This window comes from Nocardia sp. NPDC059180, assembly GCF_042754945.1.
GTDB lineage: Bacteria > Actinomycetota > Actinomycetes > Mycobacteriales > Mycobacteriaceae > Nocardia.
Window position 1 is genome coordinate 783,302 of the sequence record NZ_JBHZBU010000003.1, and the last position, 18,541, is coordinate 801,842.

At 68.4% G+C, this 18,541-nt stretch carries 19 protein-coding genes and 1 pseudogene; 9 read left to right on the forward strand and 11 right to left on the reverse strand.

Annotation, left to right across the window (positions count from 1 at the left end):
- Window positions 1-34 precede the first annotated feature (34 nt).
- A pseudogene (locus ACFXNW_RS13995) lies at window positions 35-523 on the reverse strand (glycosyltransferase); the annotation flags it as partial.
- Window positions 524-650: 127 nt separating this feature from the next.
- Here ACFXNW_RS13995 and ACFXNW_RS14000 point away from each other — a divergent pair.
- Window positions 651-1,412 (forward strand): class I SAM-dependent methyltransferase, encoded by a 762-nt coding sequence (locus ACFXNW_RS14000; protein ID WP_379418007.1) that lies wholly within the window; start codon window positions 651-653, stop codon window positions 1,410-1,412.
- 60 nt (window positions 1,413-1,472) lie between these two features.
- On the opposite strand, the gene ACFXNW_RS14005 is transcribed toward ACFXNW_RS14000, so the two are convergent.
- From ACFXNW_RS14005 to ACFXNW_RS14020, 4 genes are all read right to left on the reverse strand, one after another.
- Complete coding sequence (locus ACFXNW_RS14005; RefSeq protein ID WP_379418008.1) at window positions 1,473-1,781, reverse strand: antibiotic biosynthesis monooxygenase family protein; 309 nt, start codon at window positions 1,779-1,781, stop codon at window positions 1,473-1,475.
- Window positions 1,782-1,902: 121 nt separating this feature from the next.
- Window positions 1,903-2,478, reverse strand: coding sequence for a TetR/AcrR family transcriptional regulator (locus ACFXNW_RS14010; protein WP_379418009.1), 576 nt, complete (start codon window positions 2,476-2,478; stop codon window positions 1,903-1,905).
- Window positions 2,478-2,888, reverse strand: a complete 411-nt coding sequence (locus tag ACFXNW_RS14015; RefSeq protein ID WP_379418154.1) for a VOC family protein — start codon at window positions 2,886-2,888, stop codon at window positions 2,478-2,480. Before ACFXNW_RS14015 ends, ACFXNW_RS14010 begins: the two co-directional genes overlap by 1 nt.
- Window positions 2,889-3,005: 117 nt before the next feature.
- Entirely contained in the window at window positions 3,006-4,490 is a 1,485-nt protein-coding gene (locus ACFXNW_RS14020; RefSeq protein ID WP_379418010.1) for a multicopper oxidase family protein, read from the reverse strand.
- Between the two features lie 248 nt (window positions 4,491-4,738).
- On the opposite strand from ACFXNW_RS14020, the gene ACFXNW_RS14025 reads away from it, so the two are divergent.
- Both ACFXNW_RS14025 and ACFXNW_RS14030 read left to right on the forward strand, forming a co-directional pair.
- Window positions 4,739-5,956 carry a sensor histidine kinase gene (locus ACFXNW_RS14025; protein WP_379418155.1) on the forward strand — a complete coding sequence of 406 codons (1,218 nt, stop codon included), beginning with the start codon at window positions 4,739-4,741 and terminating at the stop codon, window positions 5,954-5,956.
- Window positions 5,953-6,588: a response regulator gene (locus ACFXNW_RS14030; protein WP_379418011.1), complete on the forward strand. Its 636-nt coding sequence runs from the start codon at window positions 5,953-5,955 to the stop codon at window positions 6,586-6,588. Before ACFXNW_RS14025 ends, ACFXNW_RS14030 begins: the two co-directional genes overlap by 4 nt.
- A gap of 196 nt (window positions 6,589-6,784) precedes the next feature.
- Here ACFXNW_RS14030 and ACFXNW_RS14035 read toward each other — a convergent pair whose 3' ends face one another.
- Window positions 6,785-7,903 carry a Nif3-like dinuclear metal center hexameric protein gene (locus ACFXNW_RS14035; RefSeq protein ID WP_379418012.1) on the reverse strand — a complete coding sequence of 373 codons (1,119 nt, stop codon included), beginning with the start codon at window positions 7,901-7,903 and terminating at the stop codon, window positions 6,785-6,787.
- Between the two features lie 248 nt (window positions 7,904-8,151).
- Window positions 8,152-9,222 carry an Rv2231c family pyridoxal phosphate-dependent protein CobC gene (gene cobC, locus ACFXNW_RS14040; RefSeq protein WP_379418013.1) on the reverse strand — a complete coding sequence of 357 codons (1,071 nt, stop codon included), beginning with the start codon at window positions 9,220-9,222 and terminating at the stop codon, window positions 8,152-8,154.
- Between the two features lie 17 nt (window positions 9,223-9,239).
- Between cobC and ACFXNW_RS14045 the strand changes: the two genes are divergently transcribed.
- The gene (locus tag ACFXNW_RS14045; protein ID WP_379418014.1) at window positions 9,240-9,746 is read left to right on the forward strand and encodes a low molecular weight protein-tyrosine-phosphatase; all 507 of its coding nucleotides are present in this window, start codon (window positions 9,240-9,242) and stop codon (window positions 9,744-9,746) included.
- A complete protein-coding gene (locus tag ACFXNW_RS14050) occupies window positions 9,746-10,678 on the forward strand; it encodes an SURF1 family protein (protein WP_379418015.1) in 933 nt (310 codons plus the stop codon). The genes ACFXNW_RS14045 and ACFXNW_RS14050 overlap by 1 nt, the downstream gene beginning before the upstream one ends.
- A 218-nt stretch (window positions 10,679-10,896) precedes the next feature.
- On the opposite strand, the gene ACFXNW_RS14055 is transcribed toward ACFXNW_RS14050, so the two are convergent.
- A complete protein-coding gene (locus ACFXNW_RS14055; RefSeq protein ID WP_379418016.1) occupies window positions 10,897-11,718 on the reverse strand; it encodes an SDR family NAD(P)-dependent oxidoreductase in 822 nt (273 codons plus the stop codon).
- A 104-nt stretch (window positions 11,719-11,822) separates the two neighbouring features.
- On the opposite strand from ACFXNW_RS14055, the gene ACFXNW_RS14060 reads away from it, so the two are divergent.
- Window positions 11,823-12,419: a TetR/AcrR family transcriptional regulator gene (locus ACFXNW_RS14060; protein WP_379418017.1), complete on the forward strand. Its 597-nt coding sequence runs from the start codon at window positions 11,823-11,825 to the stop codon at window positions 12,417-12,419.
- Window positions 12,420-12,441: 22 nt separating this feature from the next.
- Here the strand turns inward: ACFXNW_RS14060 and ACFXNW_RS14065 are convergent, their stop codons facing one another.
- Window positions 12,442-13,368, reverse strand: a complete 927-nt coding sequence (locus ACFXNW_RS14065) for a cobalamin biosynthesis protein (protein ID WP_379418018.1) — start codon at window positions 13,366-13,368, stop codon at window positions 12,442-12,444.
- A gap of 500 nt (window positions 13,369-13,868) precedes the next feature.
- Here ACFXNW_RS14065 and sigJ point away from each other — a divergent pair, with 500 nt between their 5' ends.
- The gene (gene sigJ, locus ACFXNW_RS14070) at window positions 13,869-14,822 is read left to right on the forward strand and encodes an RNA polymerase sigma factor SigJ (protein WP_379418156.1); all 954 of its coding nucleotides are present in this window, start codon (window positions 13,869-13,871) and stop codon (window positions 14,820-14,822) included.
- A gap of 23 nt (window positions 14,823-14,845) precedes the next feature.
- Here the strand turns inward: sigJ and ald are convergent, their stop codons facing one another.
- Both ald and ACFXNW_RS14080 read right to left on the reverse strand, forming a co-directional pair.
- Complete coding sequence (gene ald, locus ACFXNW_RS14075) at window positions 14,846-15,961, reverse strand: alanine dehydrogenase (RefSeq protein ID WP_379418019.1); 1,116 nt, start codon at window positions 15,959-15,961, stop codon at window positions 14,846-14,848.
- A gap of 120 nt (window positions 15,962-16,081) precedes the next feature.
- Window positions 16,082-16,849 carry an MBL fold metallo-hydrolase gene (locus ACFXNW_RS14080; protein ID WP_379418020.1) on the reverse strand — a complete coding sequence of 256 codons (768 nt, stop codon included), beginning with the start codon at window positions 16,847-16,849 and terminating at the stop codon, window positions 16,082-16,084.
- 71 nt (window positions 16,850-16,920) lie between these two features.
- Between ACFXNW_RS14080 and ACFXNW_RS14085 the strand changes: the two genes are divergently transcribed.
- Window positions 16,921-17,904, forward strand: coding sequence for a GlxA family transcriptional regulator (locus tag ACFXNW_RS14085; RefSeq protein ID WP_379418021.1), 984 nt, complete (start codon window positions 16,921-16,923; stop codon window positions 17,902-17,904).
- A complete protein-coding gene (locus ACFXNW_RS14090; RefSeq protein ID WP_379418022.1) occupies window positions 17,901-18,416 on the forward strand; it encodes a gamma carbonic anhydrase family protein in 516 nt (171 codons plus the stop codon). The genes ACFXNW_RS14085 and ACFXNW_RS14090 overlap by 4 nt, the downstream gene beginning before the upstream one ends.
- Window positions 18,417-18,541: the final 125 nt, after the last annotated feature.

Here is an 18,541-nt window from a genome sequence, read left to right on the forward strand (position 1 = left end):
TCACCACCGCCCTGAAGGGCAGCGCACTAGCCGACATTCGGTAGTAGCGGGAAATGACCTCACGTTTGGGTCCGCGCACCACCCGCGACGCGGCGTCGAGACGAGTGCCGATGGCTAGATCCGAGTGGCCGGACACCAGCGGCGCCACGAGTGGGAGCAGAGCGTTCAGGTCCGTGGACAGGTCCACATCCATGTAGGCCACGACGGCGGCGTCGGAACGCTCCCACGCCGCCCGCAGCGCTCGCCCACGCCCCTTCACGGTCAGGTGTACTACCTCGACATCGTCGAGCTCCTCGGCCAGCAGTCGCGCGACCTGCGGTGTGGCATCGGTACTCGCATTGTCGGCGATGGTGATCCTGGCGGGAAACGGAAAGCCCGACGCCAGGAATTCGTGCAGTCGACGCACGCACACACCGAGGTCGGTTTCTTCGTTGTACACCGGGACGACCACGTCGAGCACAGGTGCCGCCGACGTGGTGTCCGTGATTTCCGCCGTCTCGGCGACGGCAACGATTTCGGTCATAGGACCACGCTCTGCGGCGCCGCTGGGGCCCGGCTGCGTCCCGGCTGGGAGGTTGCTGGGAGCTCAGTTCGGAACATGCCACTCGAACTCGCTGGCCTGCGGTGCACTGGAGGAGGATGATTCGCTGATGGGGCGAACATTCGAGGACCTGATGACCGAGGCCGAGTCGGTACCGGTGGACGGCTGGGATTTCACCTGGCTGGAAGGTCGCGCGACCGAGCAACGCCCGTCCTGGGGCTATCAGCGGTTGATGAGCGCGCGCCTGGCGCAGGCCGGCGCGGCTCTCGACATCCAGACCGGCGGCGGCGAGGTCCTGGCCGAGGCCCCGAAGCTACCGCCGGTCATGGCCGCCACCGAATCCTGGCCGCCCAATATCGCCGCGGCGACGGCACTGCTGCGCCCGCGCGGTGTCGTGGTCGTCGCCGACCCCGACGAACCCCCACTCCCCTTCGCCGACGCCGCCTTCGACCTGATCACCAGCCGCCACCCGGCCACCGTCTGGTGGCGTGAAATCGCCCGTGTGCTGGAGCCCGGCGGAACCTACTTCGCCCAGCACGTCGGCCCGGCAAGCGTTTTCGAACTCGTCGAGTTCTTCCTCGGACCGCAACCGGAATCCGTCCGCCACAAACGCCACCCCGACAACGAACGCGCCACCGCGCAAGCCGCAGGCCTGAATGTTGTGGACCTCCGCGCCGAACGCCTCCGCATGGAGTTCTTCGACATCGGCGCCGTGATCTACTTCCTGCGTAAGGTGATCTGGATGGTGCCCGGATTCACCGTGGACGGGTACCGCGATCGATTGCGGGAACTGCACGAGAAGATCGAGGACGAGGGCCCGTTCGTTGCCCACTCGTCCCGCTTCCTGATCGAAGCCCGCAAGGCTGTGTGAGATCGGCAAGGAGGCGCGTCGCCGGTCACGTGGCCATTCCGCAGCGGATCACCCTGCTGATCAAAGGTATTCGGCTACGACCTCGTACAGAGCCGGGTTAGCACTCGCGACCTTCCTCGCCTCGTCCACCGACGCCACCACGGCCTGGTTTATTCCGGCGGCCTCACATGCTTCCACGCTGTCCCAGTGTGCGACGTTGACGAGCTGGAATCGCGCGTCCGGCAGCAGGGCTCGGTGTAGCCGGACATCACGGAAACCGGGTGCGGTGCGCATGAGCGCCGCGCGTCCGCGCCACTGCTCGATGAATGCATCGACCTGCTCGGCGGGCACCTCGAGCACGTTGATGAACGTAACGCCGTTGTCGGTCATAAGAAATCCTCTCCAACAAGCTTCAGATACATTGAAGCCTAGCCGTCACCTTCAGCTCGGCTGACGGCTGTGGGCGGAATCACGTATCGGAGGCTGAGACGCCGGGAGGTGCGGACGACGATTACCCCGCCTTCGGCTCGACCAGTCGCACAACGGCTTCCACCGATGACGCAACCAGTGCGTCATCCAAGGGCAGGTGGCCGAAGAGGGCTCGGAAATAGATCGGCGCGGCCACCGTGTCGAGTACGAAATCCAGGTCTATGCCGGGGTCCACCTCGCCGCGCGCCATTGCCGAGCGCAGCGTGGCGGCGGTCGAGTCCCGGCGCGGCTCGAAGACCGTGGCGAGGAAGTGTTCACGCAGTTCGGGGTCATTGCCCAGGTCGGCGACCAACGCGGGCAACACCCGATCGAGGGAAGTATCGCGCAGGGCGGCCACGAGTTGGCGCAGGGACATGGTGAGATCTGCGCGTAGGTCACCGGTATCGGGAGTGGGGTGCAGTCCGAGCAATTCGGCAACCACGGCGACGACCAGGTGCCGTTTCGACGGCCAGCGGCGATAGATCGCCGGCCGGTGGATTCCCGATCGGGCCGCCACCCGACCGATGGACAGCTCGGCATAGCCGGTGTCGTCCAGCACTTCCCGGGTCGCTACCAGGACCGCCGCGTCGATGCGGTCTTCTCGTGTCCGTCCGGCCATCAGAACACCGGCCGCGGCATCAACATGACGATCCAGCCGTCAGGGTCCGGAAAAGCCAAGCCCCCGTTGGCTGCCCAGTACGGATTCTCGGCGGGCACCGGCTCGACCCCGAACTCTCCGAGTCGCTGTGCCGCGTCGAACATCTGCGTATCGGTCTCGAAGTAGAGCACCAGCAGATTCTCCGCACTCGGCGCGGTACCGGGGCTGCCGTCGATGTGGGTGGTGAATTCCAGGTGATAGTCGGTTCCGGGGAGGCCGAGCATCACGCCGTCGTATCCCGCGTGATTCTCGAACCGATACAGCTCCCGCAGCCCGAGGCCTTCGACGTAGAAGCGCACCACTTCGTCGAGCCGATCCGTCGGCCGAGCCACCCGCACCTGCGCGACCCGCAACGATTCGGGCCAAGTCATTGTCTCCACACCATTACGATACAGTACGAACTGTACCGAATTGCGAATACCTCAGACAGCGCACCCGTCGCGGATTCGATCCCATAGCCATGAACGGCACCCGAGGACACGCGCCCGTCAATGCCCGTGGCCGGAATCGTTTCCGCTCATCACCATCGGCGCCGGTTGCTGCCCCGGCCCCAGCACCAGGAATTGCCCCATCATCCCCTGATCCTCATGGTGCAGCAGGTGGCAGTGATACATGTACGGGTAGGTCGGGTCGGTATGGCCGGAGAAGCGCATGGCGAGGGTGTAGGTGCGGCCGGGTTCGGTGTAGACGGTGTCCTTCCAGCCGGACAGGGCCTGCGGGGGCGGGAGGCCGTCGATACCGATCACCTGGAATCGCACGTCATGGATGTGGAAGTTGTGCGGCCAATTGTCGGCGTTGCGGACCTCCCAGACCTCGGTGGCGCCGGCCTGAACCGTGAGGTCGATGCGGTTCATGTCCATGCGCTGCCCGTTGATCATGTACCACTGCAATTCGAAAGAACGCGTGGTGGCGGCAGCACCGAGCGGAGTGATGGTGGCGAGCGCGCCGGGCAGCGCGGGTGAGGGGGTGAGCTGGGGTGCGGCGCGGAGGGTGAGAATGTCGAAAGTGTCGTCGAAGCCGAATTCCGCGGGGTCGGACAGGCCCGCACGCGGCTCGATCGGCAGCGATCGCAGGGTGAGTGTCTGGCCTGCGCGCAGCTCGAGGACGATCTCCGCGCGCTCACCCGGGCTGAGCTGCATCCTGCTGAGCGACAACGGTTTCTCCAGGAAGCCGCCGTCGGTGGCGATCAGATCGAACGGGCGATCGTCAGATCGTGCGAGGTTGAACAGGCGAGACGAGGAGCCATTGAGGATCCGGAGTCGCACCCGCTCGGTCCGCACAGATAGATGGGCGTCGCTGATGCCGTTGGTGATGATGGTGTCGCCGAGCAGTCCGTAGGTGCTGCTGTCGGTTTCGTCGAGTCGACCGTCAGCGGCGAACCTGCGGTCCTGAATGACGAGTGGAATATCGTCGACGCCGTATCGGCGCGGCAGATCGAGGCCGTCCGCGTGCTCGTCGTCGATCAGGAAGAATCCGGAAAGACCACGGTAGACGTGCTTTTCGGTGGAACCGTGCGGATGCGGGTGGTACCAGAGGGTGGCGGCGGGCTGGTCGACGGTCCACTCCGGCGACCAGGTGCCGCCCGCCTCGATCGTCTGATGGGGGCCGCCGTCACAACGCGCCGGGACCCGCATCCCATGCCAGTGCACGGTAGTGGCCTCGGGCAGGTTGTTGGTGATCGTGAACGCCACCCGTTCACCGCGGCGAGCGCGCAGCGCCGGCCCGAGCACCGAGCCGTTGTATCCCCAGGTCGGAGTGGCTTTTCCCGGGAGCATCTCGGTGGTTCCGGTGCGGGCCGTTAGCTCGAATCGACGGACCCCGTCTGCGCCGACCTGTCCGGTGGTGAGCGGCGGAATGGGCAGTGGCCGCGTCGTCCCCACCGCCGGAGCGGACGGGTGGCGCACGCATCCCGCGACGGATGCGGCGAGCGGAAGGGCGACGGATGCGGCGAGCAATCGTCGTCTCGAGATCACGGAAACTCCTCGGTTCGGTGGTGCGGCCGGGATATCGGCGGCGCGCCGGATTCGTCGCCGGAGAGCCCCTACTCGCGGCATCACCGACCAGCCTCATCGGCCGCGGCGCCGGCGAACTCCTCCCCGAAGCCGCACCCCACGGCCACAATGCGGCCGCAAGAGCCTTGCATCTCAGCAAACTGTGTGCTAATTGCCACCGTGAGCGCGATTCGAGGTGTGCGTTCGCTACCGTTGACGTCGTGATCGACATGCGCTCGCGGCGCGACCTGTGGAAAGCCGGGCGCCTACTGCCCCTGCTGCTGACCCCGGCGCTCCTGCTGGCCAGCACCTTCCCCGGCGAATATCGAGTGCCAGGGATTTACTGGCTCCTCGCCCTGGCGGCGGGGGCCCTGTTCACGGTGGCGGGTAGGTGGCCGCTGGCGGTGTCGATGGGAATCTCGGCGCTGGCGCTGCCGATGTTCCTCATTCCGGCGTGGGGTCCGTCCGGTCTGGTGCCGTTCCTCGGCGCCATCGCCCTCGTCGAGGTCGTGGTCCGCGGTCATCGCATCGCCACCTCGGTGGCGGCGGGATGCTGGGCGGTCGCGGTGGTGGCGGGGCACTGGGGTGGGCATTCGCCGACGTTCCAGCAGCCGGCCATGCTGGTGGAAGCCGCCGCGTACGTGGGCCTGCCGCTGCTGCTCGGGCTGTATCTGCGTGGACAGCGCGAGCTGACGGCCACCCTGCGTTTGCGGGCAGCGGAGGCCGAGACACGCACTCGATCCGACGAACGGGCAGCGTTGGCGCGCGAACTTCACGATCTTGTAGCGCACCACATGGCATCGATCGTGTTGCGGGTCAAGGTCGCTCGACGGGTAGGAATCGGCGATGGTGACCTGCGGGTGCGCACGGTACTCGACGATGTGCACGACACCGCCGCGGACGCGCTCGCCGATATCCGGCGATTGTTGTCGGCACTGCGTGATCCGGAACTCGGTGAGGTCGCCCTCGTGGACCCGGCCGCGATCGGCGAGGAGATCCAGGCCGCCGTGGCCCGCGCACGTGCCGCCGGGTTCGTCGTGGACGCCGAGATCGGCCGCGGACTCGACGGGCTCGACGCCATCAGCCGGTTGACGCTGCTGCGGCTGGTGCAGGAGTCGCTGACCAACGTCATGAAACACGCCGATCGCGCCGAGCCGGTGCGGTTGGTGGTGGCGCCGTCATCGTCGGGGGTGCGGTTGCGGATTCGCAGCGGTGGGCAGGCGAAGGCCGACGCGGCGGGGCACGGCGTCATCGGAATGCGGGAGCGGGTGCAACTGGCGGGCGGCACACTCACCATCGGCGCGGCCGAACAGGGGTGGCAGGTCGACGCCGAACTGCCCGCGGCTGCCGTCGATGGACCGCTGGACGCGCGTGGCGCGACGGTCGCTCCCAGAGTGGTGGGAGCGGCGGACGCGACAGGCACTGCGAGCGCGACGGGGGCGCGATGACCACGGTGCTGCTGGTAGACGATCAGCGGCTGGTACGCGCCGGGTTGCGGATGCTGCTGGAATCCACTCCGGACCTGACAGTCGTCGCGGAGGCCGCCAACGGTGTGGAGGCGGTACGCATGGCCGCCGAGCACACCCCCGACCTGATCCTGATGGATCTGCGGATGCCCGGCATGGACGGCGTGCGCGCGACGACCGAAATCCTCGGTGCCCGGCCCACCGCGAAGGTCTTGGTGCTCACCACCTTCGACGATGACGACCACCTCTATCCCGCGCTGGCCGCCGGTGCGTCGGGCTACCTGATCAAAGACACCGACCCCGACGACCTGCTGAGCGCCATTCGCCAGACCGTCGACGGGGGTCTGCTGTTCTCCCCCGCCTTGCTGCGCCGTGTGGTCGATCGCGCCGTCGCCGCCGACCGGCCGGCCACCGCAGCGGCTCCGGCACAGCTCACTGCCCGAGAACGCGATGTGCTGGCACTGGTCGGTGCGGGCTATGGAAATCAGGAGATCGCCGACCACCTCCACCTGGGGGTGACGACGGTCAAAAAGCACATCGCCCATCTGATGGACAAAACCGGGAGCGACAACCGTGTGCGGTTGGCGGTGTACGCCGTCCGTCTGGAGCTCTGAATGCGCCGCCGATGCGATCGGACCATGCTGAGAACCATCGGCCCACGCTGCTACCGCACGACCTGCGCACCTCGCCCATCCGATGAAAACAGCCGGTAATGTCGGCACACCGACGTGCTCGATACGGAAGCTTGAATCCGCAATGAGCACTGTCGACTACGTGCGCGAGGCGGTCATGGCCGGGTAGGTACCGGGCTCACGACGACGACACCGTCCACGGGTCTGTCCGCAACGACGAGACTCGGGTATCCAGGTCCGGAAGTCCGGTGCGGACAATGGATTCGGCTTGGGCGCACCACGGGAATTCGGTGGCCCAGTGGGCCGCGTCGATGAGGGCGGGGCCGTGGCGGCGGAGGTGCTCGTCGGCAGGGTGGTGGCGCAGGTCGGAGGTGAGGTAGGCGTCGACCTTGCGGCGGGTGACGGTGTCCAGGTAAGAGTCGCCGGCGCCACCACACACCGCGACAGTCTGTATCAGTCGGTCGGGGTCGCCTGCGGCGCGCACACCCCAGGTGGTTGCCGGAAGCGCGGCAGCGGCGCGGGCAGTGAAGGCGCGCAACGTTTCCGGTTCCGGGAGGGTACCGATGCGGCCGATGCCGAGACTGCCGGGCAGGCTCGCACGCTCGGTGAGATGGAACGCGGGCTCCTCGTAGGGGTGGGCAGTGCGCAGGGCGGAGAGAATGGTGCTGCGCGCGGCGGGTGGGGCGACGAGTTCGATGCGATCCTCGTCGACGTATTCGATCTCGCCGATGGAACCGATGGCCGGCTCGGCGCCTTCCATCGGCCGGAACTGTCCGACGCCCGCCACCTTCCACGCGGCCTCGCGGTATTTTCCGCTACCACCCGCACCGGCGGCGAACAGCGCCGCGAGCAGCCGATCGGTATCCGTGCGCGGAACCTGGACCACCCATTTATCGACCGCGACAGCCGGTTTCGCATCCAATGGACCGGTGACGGTGAGCCCGAGCGCTTCGGCGAGTGCGTCCGAGACTCCGGGATCGGCCGAATCAGCGTTGGTGTGCGCGCTGAACAGTGCACATCCCGAACGGATCAGCCGATGCAGCAGCGCACCTTTCGGAGTGTCCGCGGCGACGGTGTCGACTCCGCGCAGCAGCAGTGGATGATGCACCACCAGCGCCTGCGCACCCCACTCGATCGCCTCCTCGACCACGGCGGCAGTAGCGTCGACGGCGAACATCACCCGCCGCACGGCCTCCCCCGGATCGCCGCACACCAGCCCCACCGAATCCCACGATTCGGCCAGCTTCGGCGGGTAGGCCGCATCCAGCACCTCGATGAGTTCCGCCAGCGTCGTCACCGCTCAACCTCCATCGTCCGACTCGACCCGGCAATCATCCCCCGCTGCCGCTCCACGCCCGCGCACCGGCACCCCGCCGCTGAGAAAGAGTGGGTTACCGCCTCGGCCCATTGGTCGCCGACGCCGTCAAGACAGCAGCGCACACGAGCCCGGAGGCGCCCCTGCCCGGACCGCACTCGGCGATCCTGCCGTCGACCGCACCAGCTGTCCGGCCGACTACCTGTCCGGCCGACGACGATGACCGATTGTCAGCCCATACCTTCGGCAGCCCTCATGGCCGCGATCAGCCGATCGACCTCGGCCGACCCGCGGACGGCGACCCTCAGGTGGTCCGTATCCAGACCCGGGAAGGTGTCGGCTCGGCGCACCGCGATCCCACTGTCCGCCAGATGCTTACGCAACAGCGCACCGTCACGCACATGAAGCAGCAGGAAGGGCCCGGATGCCGGGGTGTGCACCGCGATACCCGCGGTGGTCAACCGGTCGACCATGGCCGCACGATCGCGAGTGAGCTGTTCGGCATGAGCATGACTCGCGGCGACGGCGTCCGGTTCGGCCGTCGCCGCGATCGCCTCCAACTGCAAGGTGCCCAGCGGCCAGTGCGGACGGCCGTGGGCGAGGCGGGCGAGCACATCGGGGGCGCCGAGGAAGTAGCCGCAGCGCAGACCGGCAAGGGCCCAGGTCTTGGTGAGGCTGCGCAGGACCAGGACGTCGGGCATGGGTTCGCCGGCCAGCGATTCGGGTTCCCCGGGGACGGCGTCGGCGAAGGCCTCGTCGACGACGACGATGCGGCCGGGGCGGAGCAGGGCACGCAGGGTGTCGGCAGGGTGCAGCACGGAGGTGGGGTTGGTGGGGTTGCCGAGGACGACGAGATCGGCGTCGTCGGGGACTCGCGCGGGATCGAGGACGTACGGCGGCGCCAGCACCACCCGCGTCACGGCGACGCCCGCATCACGCAACGCCAGCTCCGGTTCGGTGAACGACGGATGCAGCACCGCCGCCAGGCGTGGCGTCAACCGGGGCAGCATCGCGAACCCTTCGGCGGCGCCGGCCAGCAGCAGCACCTCATCAGGGCGACGACCGTGCCGGGCGGCGACGGCGACCCGCGCGGCCAGAACGTCCTCGGCGCTCGGATAGCGCCCGAGGTCGTCCAGCCGAGCCGCGAGCCGGGCGCGCAACCACTCCGGCGGGGCGCTGCCCTGCACGTTCACCGCGAAATCGAGCAGTCCGGGCCGGGCCTCCACGTCGCCGTGGTGGCGCAGTTCGGCGAGGTCGATGCGGTCGGCGGACACGACTTCACACCCTACGTGGCGAGCCATCTGGGCGACCGGCCAGAATGGCTGTCGTGGGTGAGCTGCACATTTCGTTCGTCTGTACCGGAAACATCTGCCGATCCCCGATGGCGGAGAAGATTCTGGCCTCGCACCTCTATCGTGCGGGGCTGGCCAATCGTGTCCGGGTGAGCAGCGCGGGCACCACCGCGTGGCATATCGGCGCCGACGCGGATCCGCGCACCAGCGCGACGCTGCGGCGTCACGGTTACCCGACCGGTCATGTCGCCGCGGTCTTCGGTGACGAGCACCGCGACGCCGATCTGGTCGTCGCCCTCGACTCCGGCCACGACCGGGAACTCGCGCAGCTCGGCATCCCGACCGAACGGCGCAGGCTGCTGCGCAGCTTCGATCCCGACGCCGACGGCACCGACGTCCCGGACCCGTACTACGGCCCGGACGCCGGATTCGAGCTGGTCCGCGATCAGATCGAGGCCGCCGTCCCCGGCCTGCTCGACTGGGTGCGCCTGACGCTGGCCGCTCCGCAACCGGTTGCCGACGGAGGACGCTGATGCGCCGGTTGGCGTTTCTGCTGCGACCCAGCTGGCTGATCCTGGCCGTGCTGGTCGCCGCTTTCGCCTACCTGTGCTTCACCGTGCTCGCGCCTTGGCAGCTCGGTAAGAACACCGACACCTCCGAACGCAACGACCTGATCGCCGAGTCGGTGGACGCCGAGCCGATCGACATCACCACGGTGCTCGACGACCCCGATGGGGCGACCGAATGGCGGCAGGTCTTCGCCGAAGGCTCGTACGTGCCGGATTCGATGGCGCTGGTGCGGTTGCGTCATCTCGACGGGGCACCCGGTTACGCCGTGCTGGCCGGGTTCCAGCTGACCGACGGCCGGATTCTGCTGGTCGATCGCGGGCTCGTCGGTGCGGTCGACGGTTCCCGGCCGCCACAGATCGACGAGCCACCGGCCGGACAGCAGCGCATCGAAGCCCGCGTGCGCCGGTCGGAGGGCATCAGTGCGGACAAGCTGCCGACCGTCCAGGACGGATACCGGCAGGTCTACTCGGTGGACACCGAACAGGAGACCACCGTCCTCGGCCTGCCGATCACCCCGCTGCCCACCAGCGAGCGCGGCGGCTACCTCCAGCTCACCGAGAACCAGCCCGGCGCCTTCACCCCCACCCCGCTCCCCCAGCTCGATGCGGGCCCTTATCTGTCCTACGGCCTGCAATGGCTGGCCTTCGGGATCATGGCGCCGCTGGGACTCGGTTACTTCGTGTACGCCGAGATGCGGGAGCGCCGCAAGGAACGCGCCGCCACCGCCGCGTCGGCACCGGCTCAGCCGGTCGCGGCCGGGCCGCCTGCTGATCAGCCCGGGCGCCCCGACACCGCCGATGTCACCGGTCGATCCGCCACCGGCGAGGACCCCGCCCCGGCGCGACCTTCGAACGAAGATCGGCTCGCCGACCGATACGGCAGGGCGCGCAAATAGGGAGACGGTACCGGCCGAAGGCGGGCGGGCCGACGCATCCGCCCGGCCTACCGCGCGGCCGCCGGACCCCGGTCGACAAGGCTATTCGCATTCACCGGTGAGCCGGTACCACCCGAACGTCCGGCGAACCGCGACTCGCCACCGGTTGCGACTGATCGCGCCATCACGACGGCAATCGCCAACTCCGACGCATTGAGCCGCGCCCGCGCAGTTGGAGGTCAGCCCGGCGCCATACGGCTGAGGTGTTCCCACTTCCGGTACGCGTCGACCCTCGCCTGGTCCAGCTCCATGACCTGGTCATAGGACTTGCCGCCCACGATGAGTCGCCGTGGCGGGTCGGCGAGGCCGGCCAGTTCCATGATCACCGGGGCTGCCGTGCTCGGCTCCGGGCCTGCGTCCTCGCCCCACATCTCCGCCAGTTCCGCGCGCAGAGTTTCGTACTGCGAGGCGGGCTCTGTCGCCGTGATACCCGCGGTGAACAGGCCGGTGGAGTACCCGCCCATCTCGACGATGGTGACCTTGATGCCGAACTGTTCGACCTCCATCGCCAGCGCCGCACTGACCGCATCCAGCGCGACCTTGCCCGCACCGTAGAGACCCACCGAGGCGAACCCACCGACGCTGCCCATCGAGGTGATCTGCAGGATCCGGCCACCGCCCTGTGCGCGCAGATGCGGTACCACCGCCTGCGACACCCAGACGGCGCCGAAGAAGTTCACGTCCAGGTGGGCCCGGATCTGCTCCTCGGTGGCCTCTTCGACCATGCCGTACAGCATGCCGCCGGCGTTGTTGACCACGACGTCGATCCGGCCGAAGGCGGCGACGGCCCGCTCCACGCCGTCGAACACGGCGCCGCGATCGGAGACGTCCAGCGACAGCGGAGCCAGGGCATCGGGATACTCCTCGGCGAGGTCCGCGAGCGGCTCGACATTGCGGGCCGCGGCGACGACGCGATCACCCGCTGCCAGCGCAGCCTCGGCGAACGCCCTACCCAGGCCTCGCGAAGCGCCGGTAATGAACCACACTGTGGCGGTCGTCATGTCGTCTCCCTTCATTCGAGACGGTCCGTCTCGTCTCGATAAGGATGACGGAGGTCGGACCCGTTGTCAAGACGGACCGTTCCGTCTCGGGTTAGAGTGTGTGCATGGCCGAAACCGACACGTCGAACCGCTCCCGGCGCAGCGAGCGCTCACGGCAGGCGATCCTCACCGCCACCCGCGAGCTGATCTCCGAGGTCGGATACGCGAAGGTCTCCATCGAGGCCATCGCGGCGCGGGCGGGCGTCGGTAAGCAGACGATCTACCGGTGGTGGCCGTCCAAAGGCGCGGTGATCTTCGATTCCTTCCTCGCGCTCAGCGAAGGAACCGATACGGACGTGACGCTGCCGGACACCGGCGATCTGCGCGCCGACCTGACCCTGGTGATGCGCGCAACCGTCGCCGAATTCGCCGACCCGGATTTCGAGAACCCGATCCGCGCCCTCAATACCGAGATCATCAACAACCCCGACCTGGCCGAGCAGTACCGCAGGCAGTTGGCCCACCCCGTCGAGGAAGCCAAGAAGGCCCGGCTGCGCAGCGCACAGCAGGCAGGCCAGCTCGACGCCGACGCCGACCTCGACCTGGTCCTTGAAGTGCTCTACGCCCCGCTGTTCCAGCGGTGGTTACTCCGATCCGGGCCGCTCACACCCGAATACGCCGACTCACTGGTCGACACCACCCTCCGAGCTTTCGCACCCTGAACCGACGAGAAACGCTCCCTGATCAGCGCCGTAGCGCGACCGCAGCTACACCACCCGCGAGCACCGCGACCGCGGCGAGCTGCACCGCTTCCGACATGCGCACGGCGCGACGGAGATCGGGAACGGTAGGCACCGGGCCGTCGCCGAGGGTGGGCCGTTCCTCGGCGCCGTGCCTGTACTGGGTAGTCCCGCCGAGCCGTATGCCGAGCGCGCCCGCCATCGACGCTTCGACCACGCCCGCGTTGGGGCTGGGATGTTTCGCGGCATCGCGACGCCAAGCGTTCCAAGAACGCGACGGGCGGCCCCCTGCGGAGGGGGCGAGCAGCACGGTGAGCAGGCCGGTCAGCCGGGCGGGGGCGAGGTTGGCGAGGTCGTCGGTGCGGGCGGCGGCCCAGCCGAAGCGGTGGTAGCGGTCGTTGCGGTAGCCGATCATGGCATCGAGGGTGTTGATGGCGCGGTAGCCGAGCAGGCCGGGAACGCCCGCGACCGCACCCCAGAACAGCGGCGCGACGGTGGCGTCGGAGGTGTTCTCGGCGATCGATTCCAGTGCCGCGCGCGCGAGCCCGTCGGCGTCCAGCGCTTCGGGATCGCGCCCGCACAGCGACGGCAGCAGCGCCCGCGCGCCCGCGATATCCCCGGACTCCAATTGTCCGGCCATCTCCCGGCCGGTGCGGGCCAGACTGCGCCCACCGAGCACCGTCCAGGTAGCCAGCGCCGTCGCGACGACCCCGCCACGCCCGAGCACCATCCCCGCCCCGGTCACCGCGCCTACGAGCACTGCCTCGTGCACCACCCCGGCCACCCGCCGATCCGCATAGGTCACCGACTCCAACGCCAGTGCCGCCGAACCGAACCCGGCCACCGGATGCCACCGCCGCGGATCGCCGAACACCCGGTCCAGCCCGAACCCGAGCACCAGCCCCGCCGCCCTCGAAGTAGCCCTACGCACCCCGCGACCCTAGCCAGCGTGGGCCGACCCCGCCCCACCCAGGTCACGCGCCGCCGGCACAGCCGGGGCGATACAGACCAACCGCACCTGGCCGTCCTCGCCCACCGCCGCAGCGCGGGTAGCGCAGCGGCGGTGCGGCGGCAACGCACCACCAGCCGGAGCCCCTCCTGCGGCGTACCGGCCAGGTCACTCGTACCCACCGGGTCACTATCAATCACCTCCGATCCGCCTGCCGATGGGCACACCAGCGTGAGCCCCACTCGCGAAATGCCGCAGCCATGTGCCCCTCGCGATCCCTGGTGCCCGACGGCGTGGTGCCGAGTGGGTCGGTAGCGGGATTCGTCGACGTTCGGCGGAAGAAAATGCGCACCCATGGATGCTGTACGCCGTGACCGCGTCGAGGGGATGTCACACTCGACCGTCCCGCGTCGTCACCCTGGCGACAGGATCCGAACCGCCCGGCACCGGGCCGCACCGAGGGGTGGCGAAGCGCAGTGAGTATCGGCAAGCACGCCGAACGCATCGATCAGGCCGAGTTGGCCCGGCGGTTCGAGGAGCATCGGCAGTATCTGCGCAGGTTGGCCTACAGCACGCTCGGCAGTATCACCGACGCCGAGGACGTCGTGCAGGAGGCGTGGTTGCGGTTGCAGCGGCAGCACGAATCCGGTGATGTCGGCGAGATCGAGAATCTGCGGGCGTGGCTGAGCACCGTGACGGGACGGTTGGCGCTGGACTATCTGGGGTCGGCGCGGGTGCGGCGCGAACAGTATGTCGGGGAATGGCTGCCGGAGCCGACGGTGGTCGACTGGGACGATCCCGCCGACCGGGTCAGCCAAGACGAGCGCGTCACCATGGCGCTGCTGGTGGTGCTCGAATCACTCTCGCCCGCCGAACGCACCGCTTTCGTGCTGCAAGACGTATTCGGCATGACGGGACCGGAAGTGGCCGAGGTCGTCGGCCGGACACCTGCGGCGGTGCGGCAACTCGCCTCCCGAGCCCGCAAACGCGTCGAGGACGGCACTCCACGCTTCCCCGCCTCCCCTGACGAACACGAGAAAGCGGTGTCGGCGTTCGCGGTCGCTTGGCGGTCCGGCGATATGAGCGCGCTGCTCGGTGTGCTCGACACCGGCGTCACCCTGACCGCGGATGGCGGCGGCAAGGTCCCGGCCGTCCGCAAGCCCGTCACCGGCGCCGAACTCATCGCGAAGCTGCTGCTCGGCTGGTACAGCTCGCCGTCCGCACGCTCGTGGGGACGGATGGTGCTCGTCAACGGCCGCCCCGGTCTCGTAGTGTTCGACGGCACCCACACCGGCGTCTTCTCCTTCACCGTCGAGGCAGGCCACATCACCGCGATCGACGTCATCCGCAACCCGGACAAGCTGCACGACCTCCCCGAATCGGGCGAGCCGTGGTTCCTGAACGACGCGCAGGACGATCAGCCGACGACGGACTGACGCGCCTGGGCTGTCCGGATATCTCAGCCGGCGAGTCCGACCCGACGCACCATCGAATACCCATGCGCCGCTGCCACTTCAGGAGACAACAGTCGGCCCGCTTCCGCTGCAAGCCCATTGGCGAGCCCAGGATCGGCGGCGCAGGCGGCCTGCCAGCCGTTGGCGGCGATGGCGCGGACGTAGGGCAGGGTGGCGTTGGTGAGGGCGACGGTTGCGGTGTGTGGCACCGCACCGGGCATGTTCGCGACGCAGTAGTAGAGCGAATTCGCCACGCGGAAGGTCGGGTTCGCGTGCGTGGTGGGGTGCGAGCCTGCGAAGCAGCCGCCTTGATCGATGGCGACGTCGACCAGCACCGAGCCGGGCCGCATGCCTGCGACCAGCTCCCGCGACACCAGTTTCGGTGCTCGCGCACCCGGCACCAGCACCGAGCCGATCACCAGATCGGCGGCGAGAACGGCGCGTTCGACCTCGGCAGTATTGGAGGCGATGGTGGTCAGCCGGCCGTCGAAGCGGTCGTCCAGCGCGCGCAGCCGGTTCAGGTTGGTGTCGAGAACGCTGACCCGCGCACCCATGCCGACCGCGACCGTCGCCGCATTGGTTCCGGCGACACCGCCACCGAGCACAACCACATCGGCGGGCCGCACACCCGGCACCCCACCCAGCAACACGCCCGCACCACCCAGCGGCGCCATCAGATGGTAGGCACCCACCTGGGTGGCGAGCCTGCCCGCGACCTCACTCATCGGCGCGAGCAACGGCAGAGTGCCGTCGGGGGCCCGCACCGTCTCGTAGGCGATGGCGGTGGTGCCCGAGCGCAGGATCGCATCGGTGCACTCGCGCGACGCCGCCAGATGCAGGTAGGTGAACAGCACCTGACCGTCACGCAGCCGGTGATACTCCTGTGCGATCGGCTCCTTCACCTTCAACACCAGCTCCGATGACGCCCACACCTCGTCGGCGTCGGGCACCATCTGCGCACCGGCAGCCATGTAATCGGCATCGGGGAATCCCGACCCCACCCCTGCCCCGGCCTGCACCAGCACCTCATGCCCGTGCCCGGCGAGGTCCGCTGCGCCCGCAGGCGTCAGGGCCACCCGGAACTCCTGCTCCTTGACCTCCCCTGGCACACCGATCCTCATACAGCCATCGTGGCCCAGATGGGCTGGGTCCGCCATCAACCCTGAACAGGTGTCGCAACCTGTTGGCAACCACACGCCCGCCCGGGTCGATTCTGATCATGTCGACCACAATGCCCACACTCAGACGCCGACGGATTCCCCCAGCGGCGGGATCACCAACTGGGCCCGACGCCCCGCGTACTCGAACGTCCGCCCCAGATGATCGAGCGTCTCCGAGAAATGCGCCCATCCCTCACCGTGCACCGCGACGATCACCGCCTCGCCGAGCAGCTCCGCCGCCTGCAGTGCGGTGCGGGCATTCAACGTGGCGTCCGCGTCACCGAACAGGCCGACATTCGCCGCACCGACGTTCAGCACCGCGACATCGATCTGCCCGACCCGCTCGACGATCTCCCGCACCACATCCACCGAGGCGTTATCGCCCGAGACGTACACCGTCGGCTCCCCCGCGGCCCGCAGCACGAACCCCGTGACGACACCGCTGAACGGCTCGCACCCCTCGGGCCCGTGGAGCGCGGGAACGCCGGTCACCTCCACCTCACCCACCGTGAAGGTCTCCCAATTGCGCAGACCACGAACACCGTTCATCCGATCGGCGGCGCCCGGGGTGGACAGCACGATCGGCACCGTGGCCGCGAATTCACGCCCGGAGCTGTCGAGGTTGTCGGCGTGCTCATCGTGGGACAGCAGGACGACGTCGACCGGGCCGACCTGCTCCGGCGATACCGCGGGCCCGTCCAGTTTGTGCAGGGTGACCGGGCCCGGGTAGTCGCGGGGCGCGTCGAAGGTGGGGTCGGTCAGCCAGGTCAGGCCTGCGTAGCGCAGGCGCAGGGTAGGTCCGCCGACATGCAGGGCCTCGAGGGTGCTGCGGGTGATCGTGTTCGTCATGAGAATCAGTCTCTGGGTCACGATCGACCCGCAACAGTGGCCCGTAGGACATCTATCGCTAAGATCGGGCCATGACGTCTGTTGCGGTCATCGCCTTCGACGACATCAGCCCCTTCCACCTGTCGGTGCCCACACTGGTGTTCGGTCGCGCGGGTGTCGGCAACGCCGCCGACTGGCCCTATGAGGTCAGCATCTGTTCGGAGCACCCCGGAATGCTCTCGACGGCAGCCGGATTCGATATCTCGGTACCGAACGGCCTCGACGCGGTCGGCGACGCGGACATCGTGATCGCACCGAGTTGGCTGCGTGGCGCCGTCCCGCCGGAACCGGTCCTCGACGCCTTGCGCGCCGCTCATGCCCGCGGCGCACGCATCGTCGGGCTGTGCCTCGGGTCCTGGTTGGTCGCCGCGAGCGGTCTCGTCGACGGCCGCGAGATCACCACTCACTGGTCCGACGCCGAACACCTGGCCCGTGCCTACCCTGCCGTGCGGGTGCGCGCGGACATGCTCTGGTCGGATCTGGGCGACGTCATCACTTCCGCGGGCGTAGCCGCGGCGCTGGACTGCTGCCTGCACATCGTCCGCACCGATCTCGGCAGCCGTATCGCCGCCGACCTCGCCCGCGGCCTGGTCCTCGCCCCGCACCGCAGCGGCTCACAATCGCAGTTCATCCCGGTGGCGGTTCCAGAAGCCACCGACGACGACCCGATCGAGCACGCGATGGTCTGGGCCCGCACCCGGCTGGCCGAGCCCATCGACCTCGACTCCTTGGCGCAGGCTGCGGTGATGTCGCGCCGCACTTTCACCCGCCGGTTCCGGGAGCGTACCGGCCTCAGCCCGCAGCAATGGCTGCTCCATCAGCGCACCGATCGCGCCCGGCTGCTTCTGGAAAGCACCGACGACACCATCGAGCGCATCGCGGCGGATTCCGGCTTCGGTACCGCGGTCACCCTGCGCCATCACTTCCATCGCATCCTCGGCACCAGCCCGGCCGCACATCGTGCGCTGTTCCGCGCACGGACGCCCGCAACAGACCTACTAAGTTCCTCGGTATGAGGATTGAAATCAACGGGATCGCGCCCGAGGTCGACGAGTCCGCGTTCATCGCGGTCAATGCCACGCTGATCGGCCGCGTTCGTATCGAGGCCGAAGCGAGCATCTGGTACAACGCCGTGCTGCGCGGTGACGGCGAACAGATCACCATCGGCGCGCGCAGCAATATCCAGGACGGCTGCGCTGTGCACACCGACCCCGGATTCCCGGTGGTCGTCGGCACCGGAGTTTCGGTGGGGCACAACGCGATCCTGCATGGCTGCACCGTCGAAGACGACGTCCTCATCGGCATGGGTGCCACCGTGCTCAACGGTGCGGTGATCGGCGCGGGCAGCCTTATCGCGGCCAACGCCTTGATCCCCGAGGGCGCACAGATTCCGCCGGGATCCCTCGTCGCCGGAGTGCCGGGCAAGGTGCGGCGCGAGCTGACCGAAGATCAGCAAAATGGCATTCGCCTGAATGCGCTCGCCTATCTACACCACACCGAAACCCACCGCAGCGCGAAAGTGCTGTGATACCCACCACACTGATCAAGCGTCCAGTAGGATCCGCTGCTAGCATTTTTTACAGCGCGCCCGCCTGATCGGGCTCCCCTACCGACCCGCCGATCCTTCGGCTTCCCGGTGCTCAGTTGAGCCCG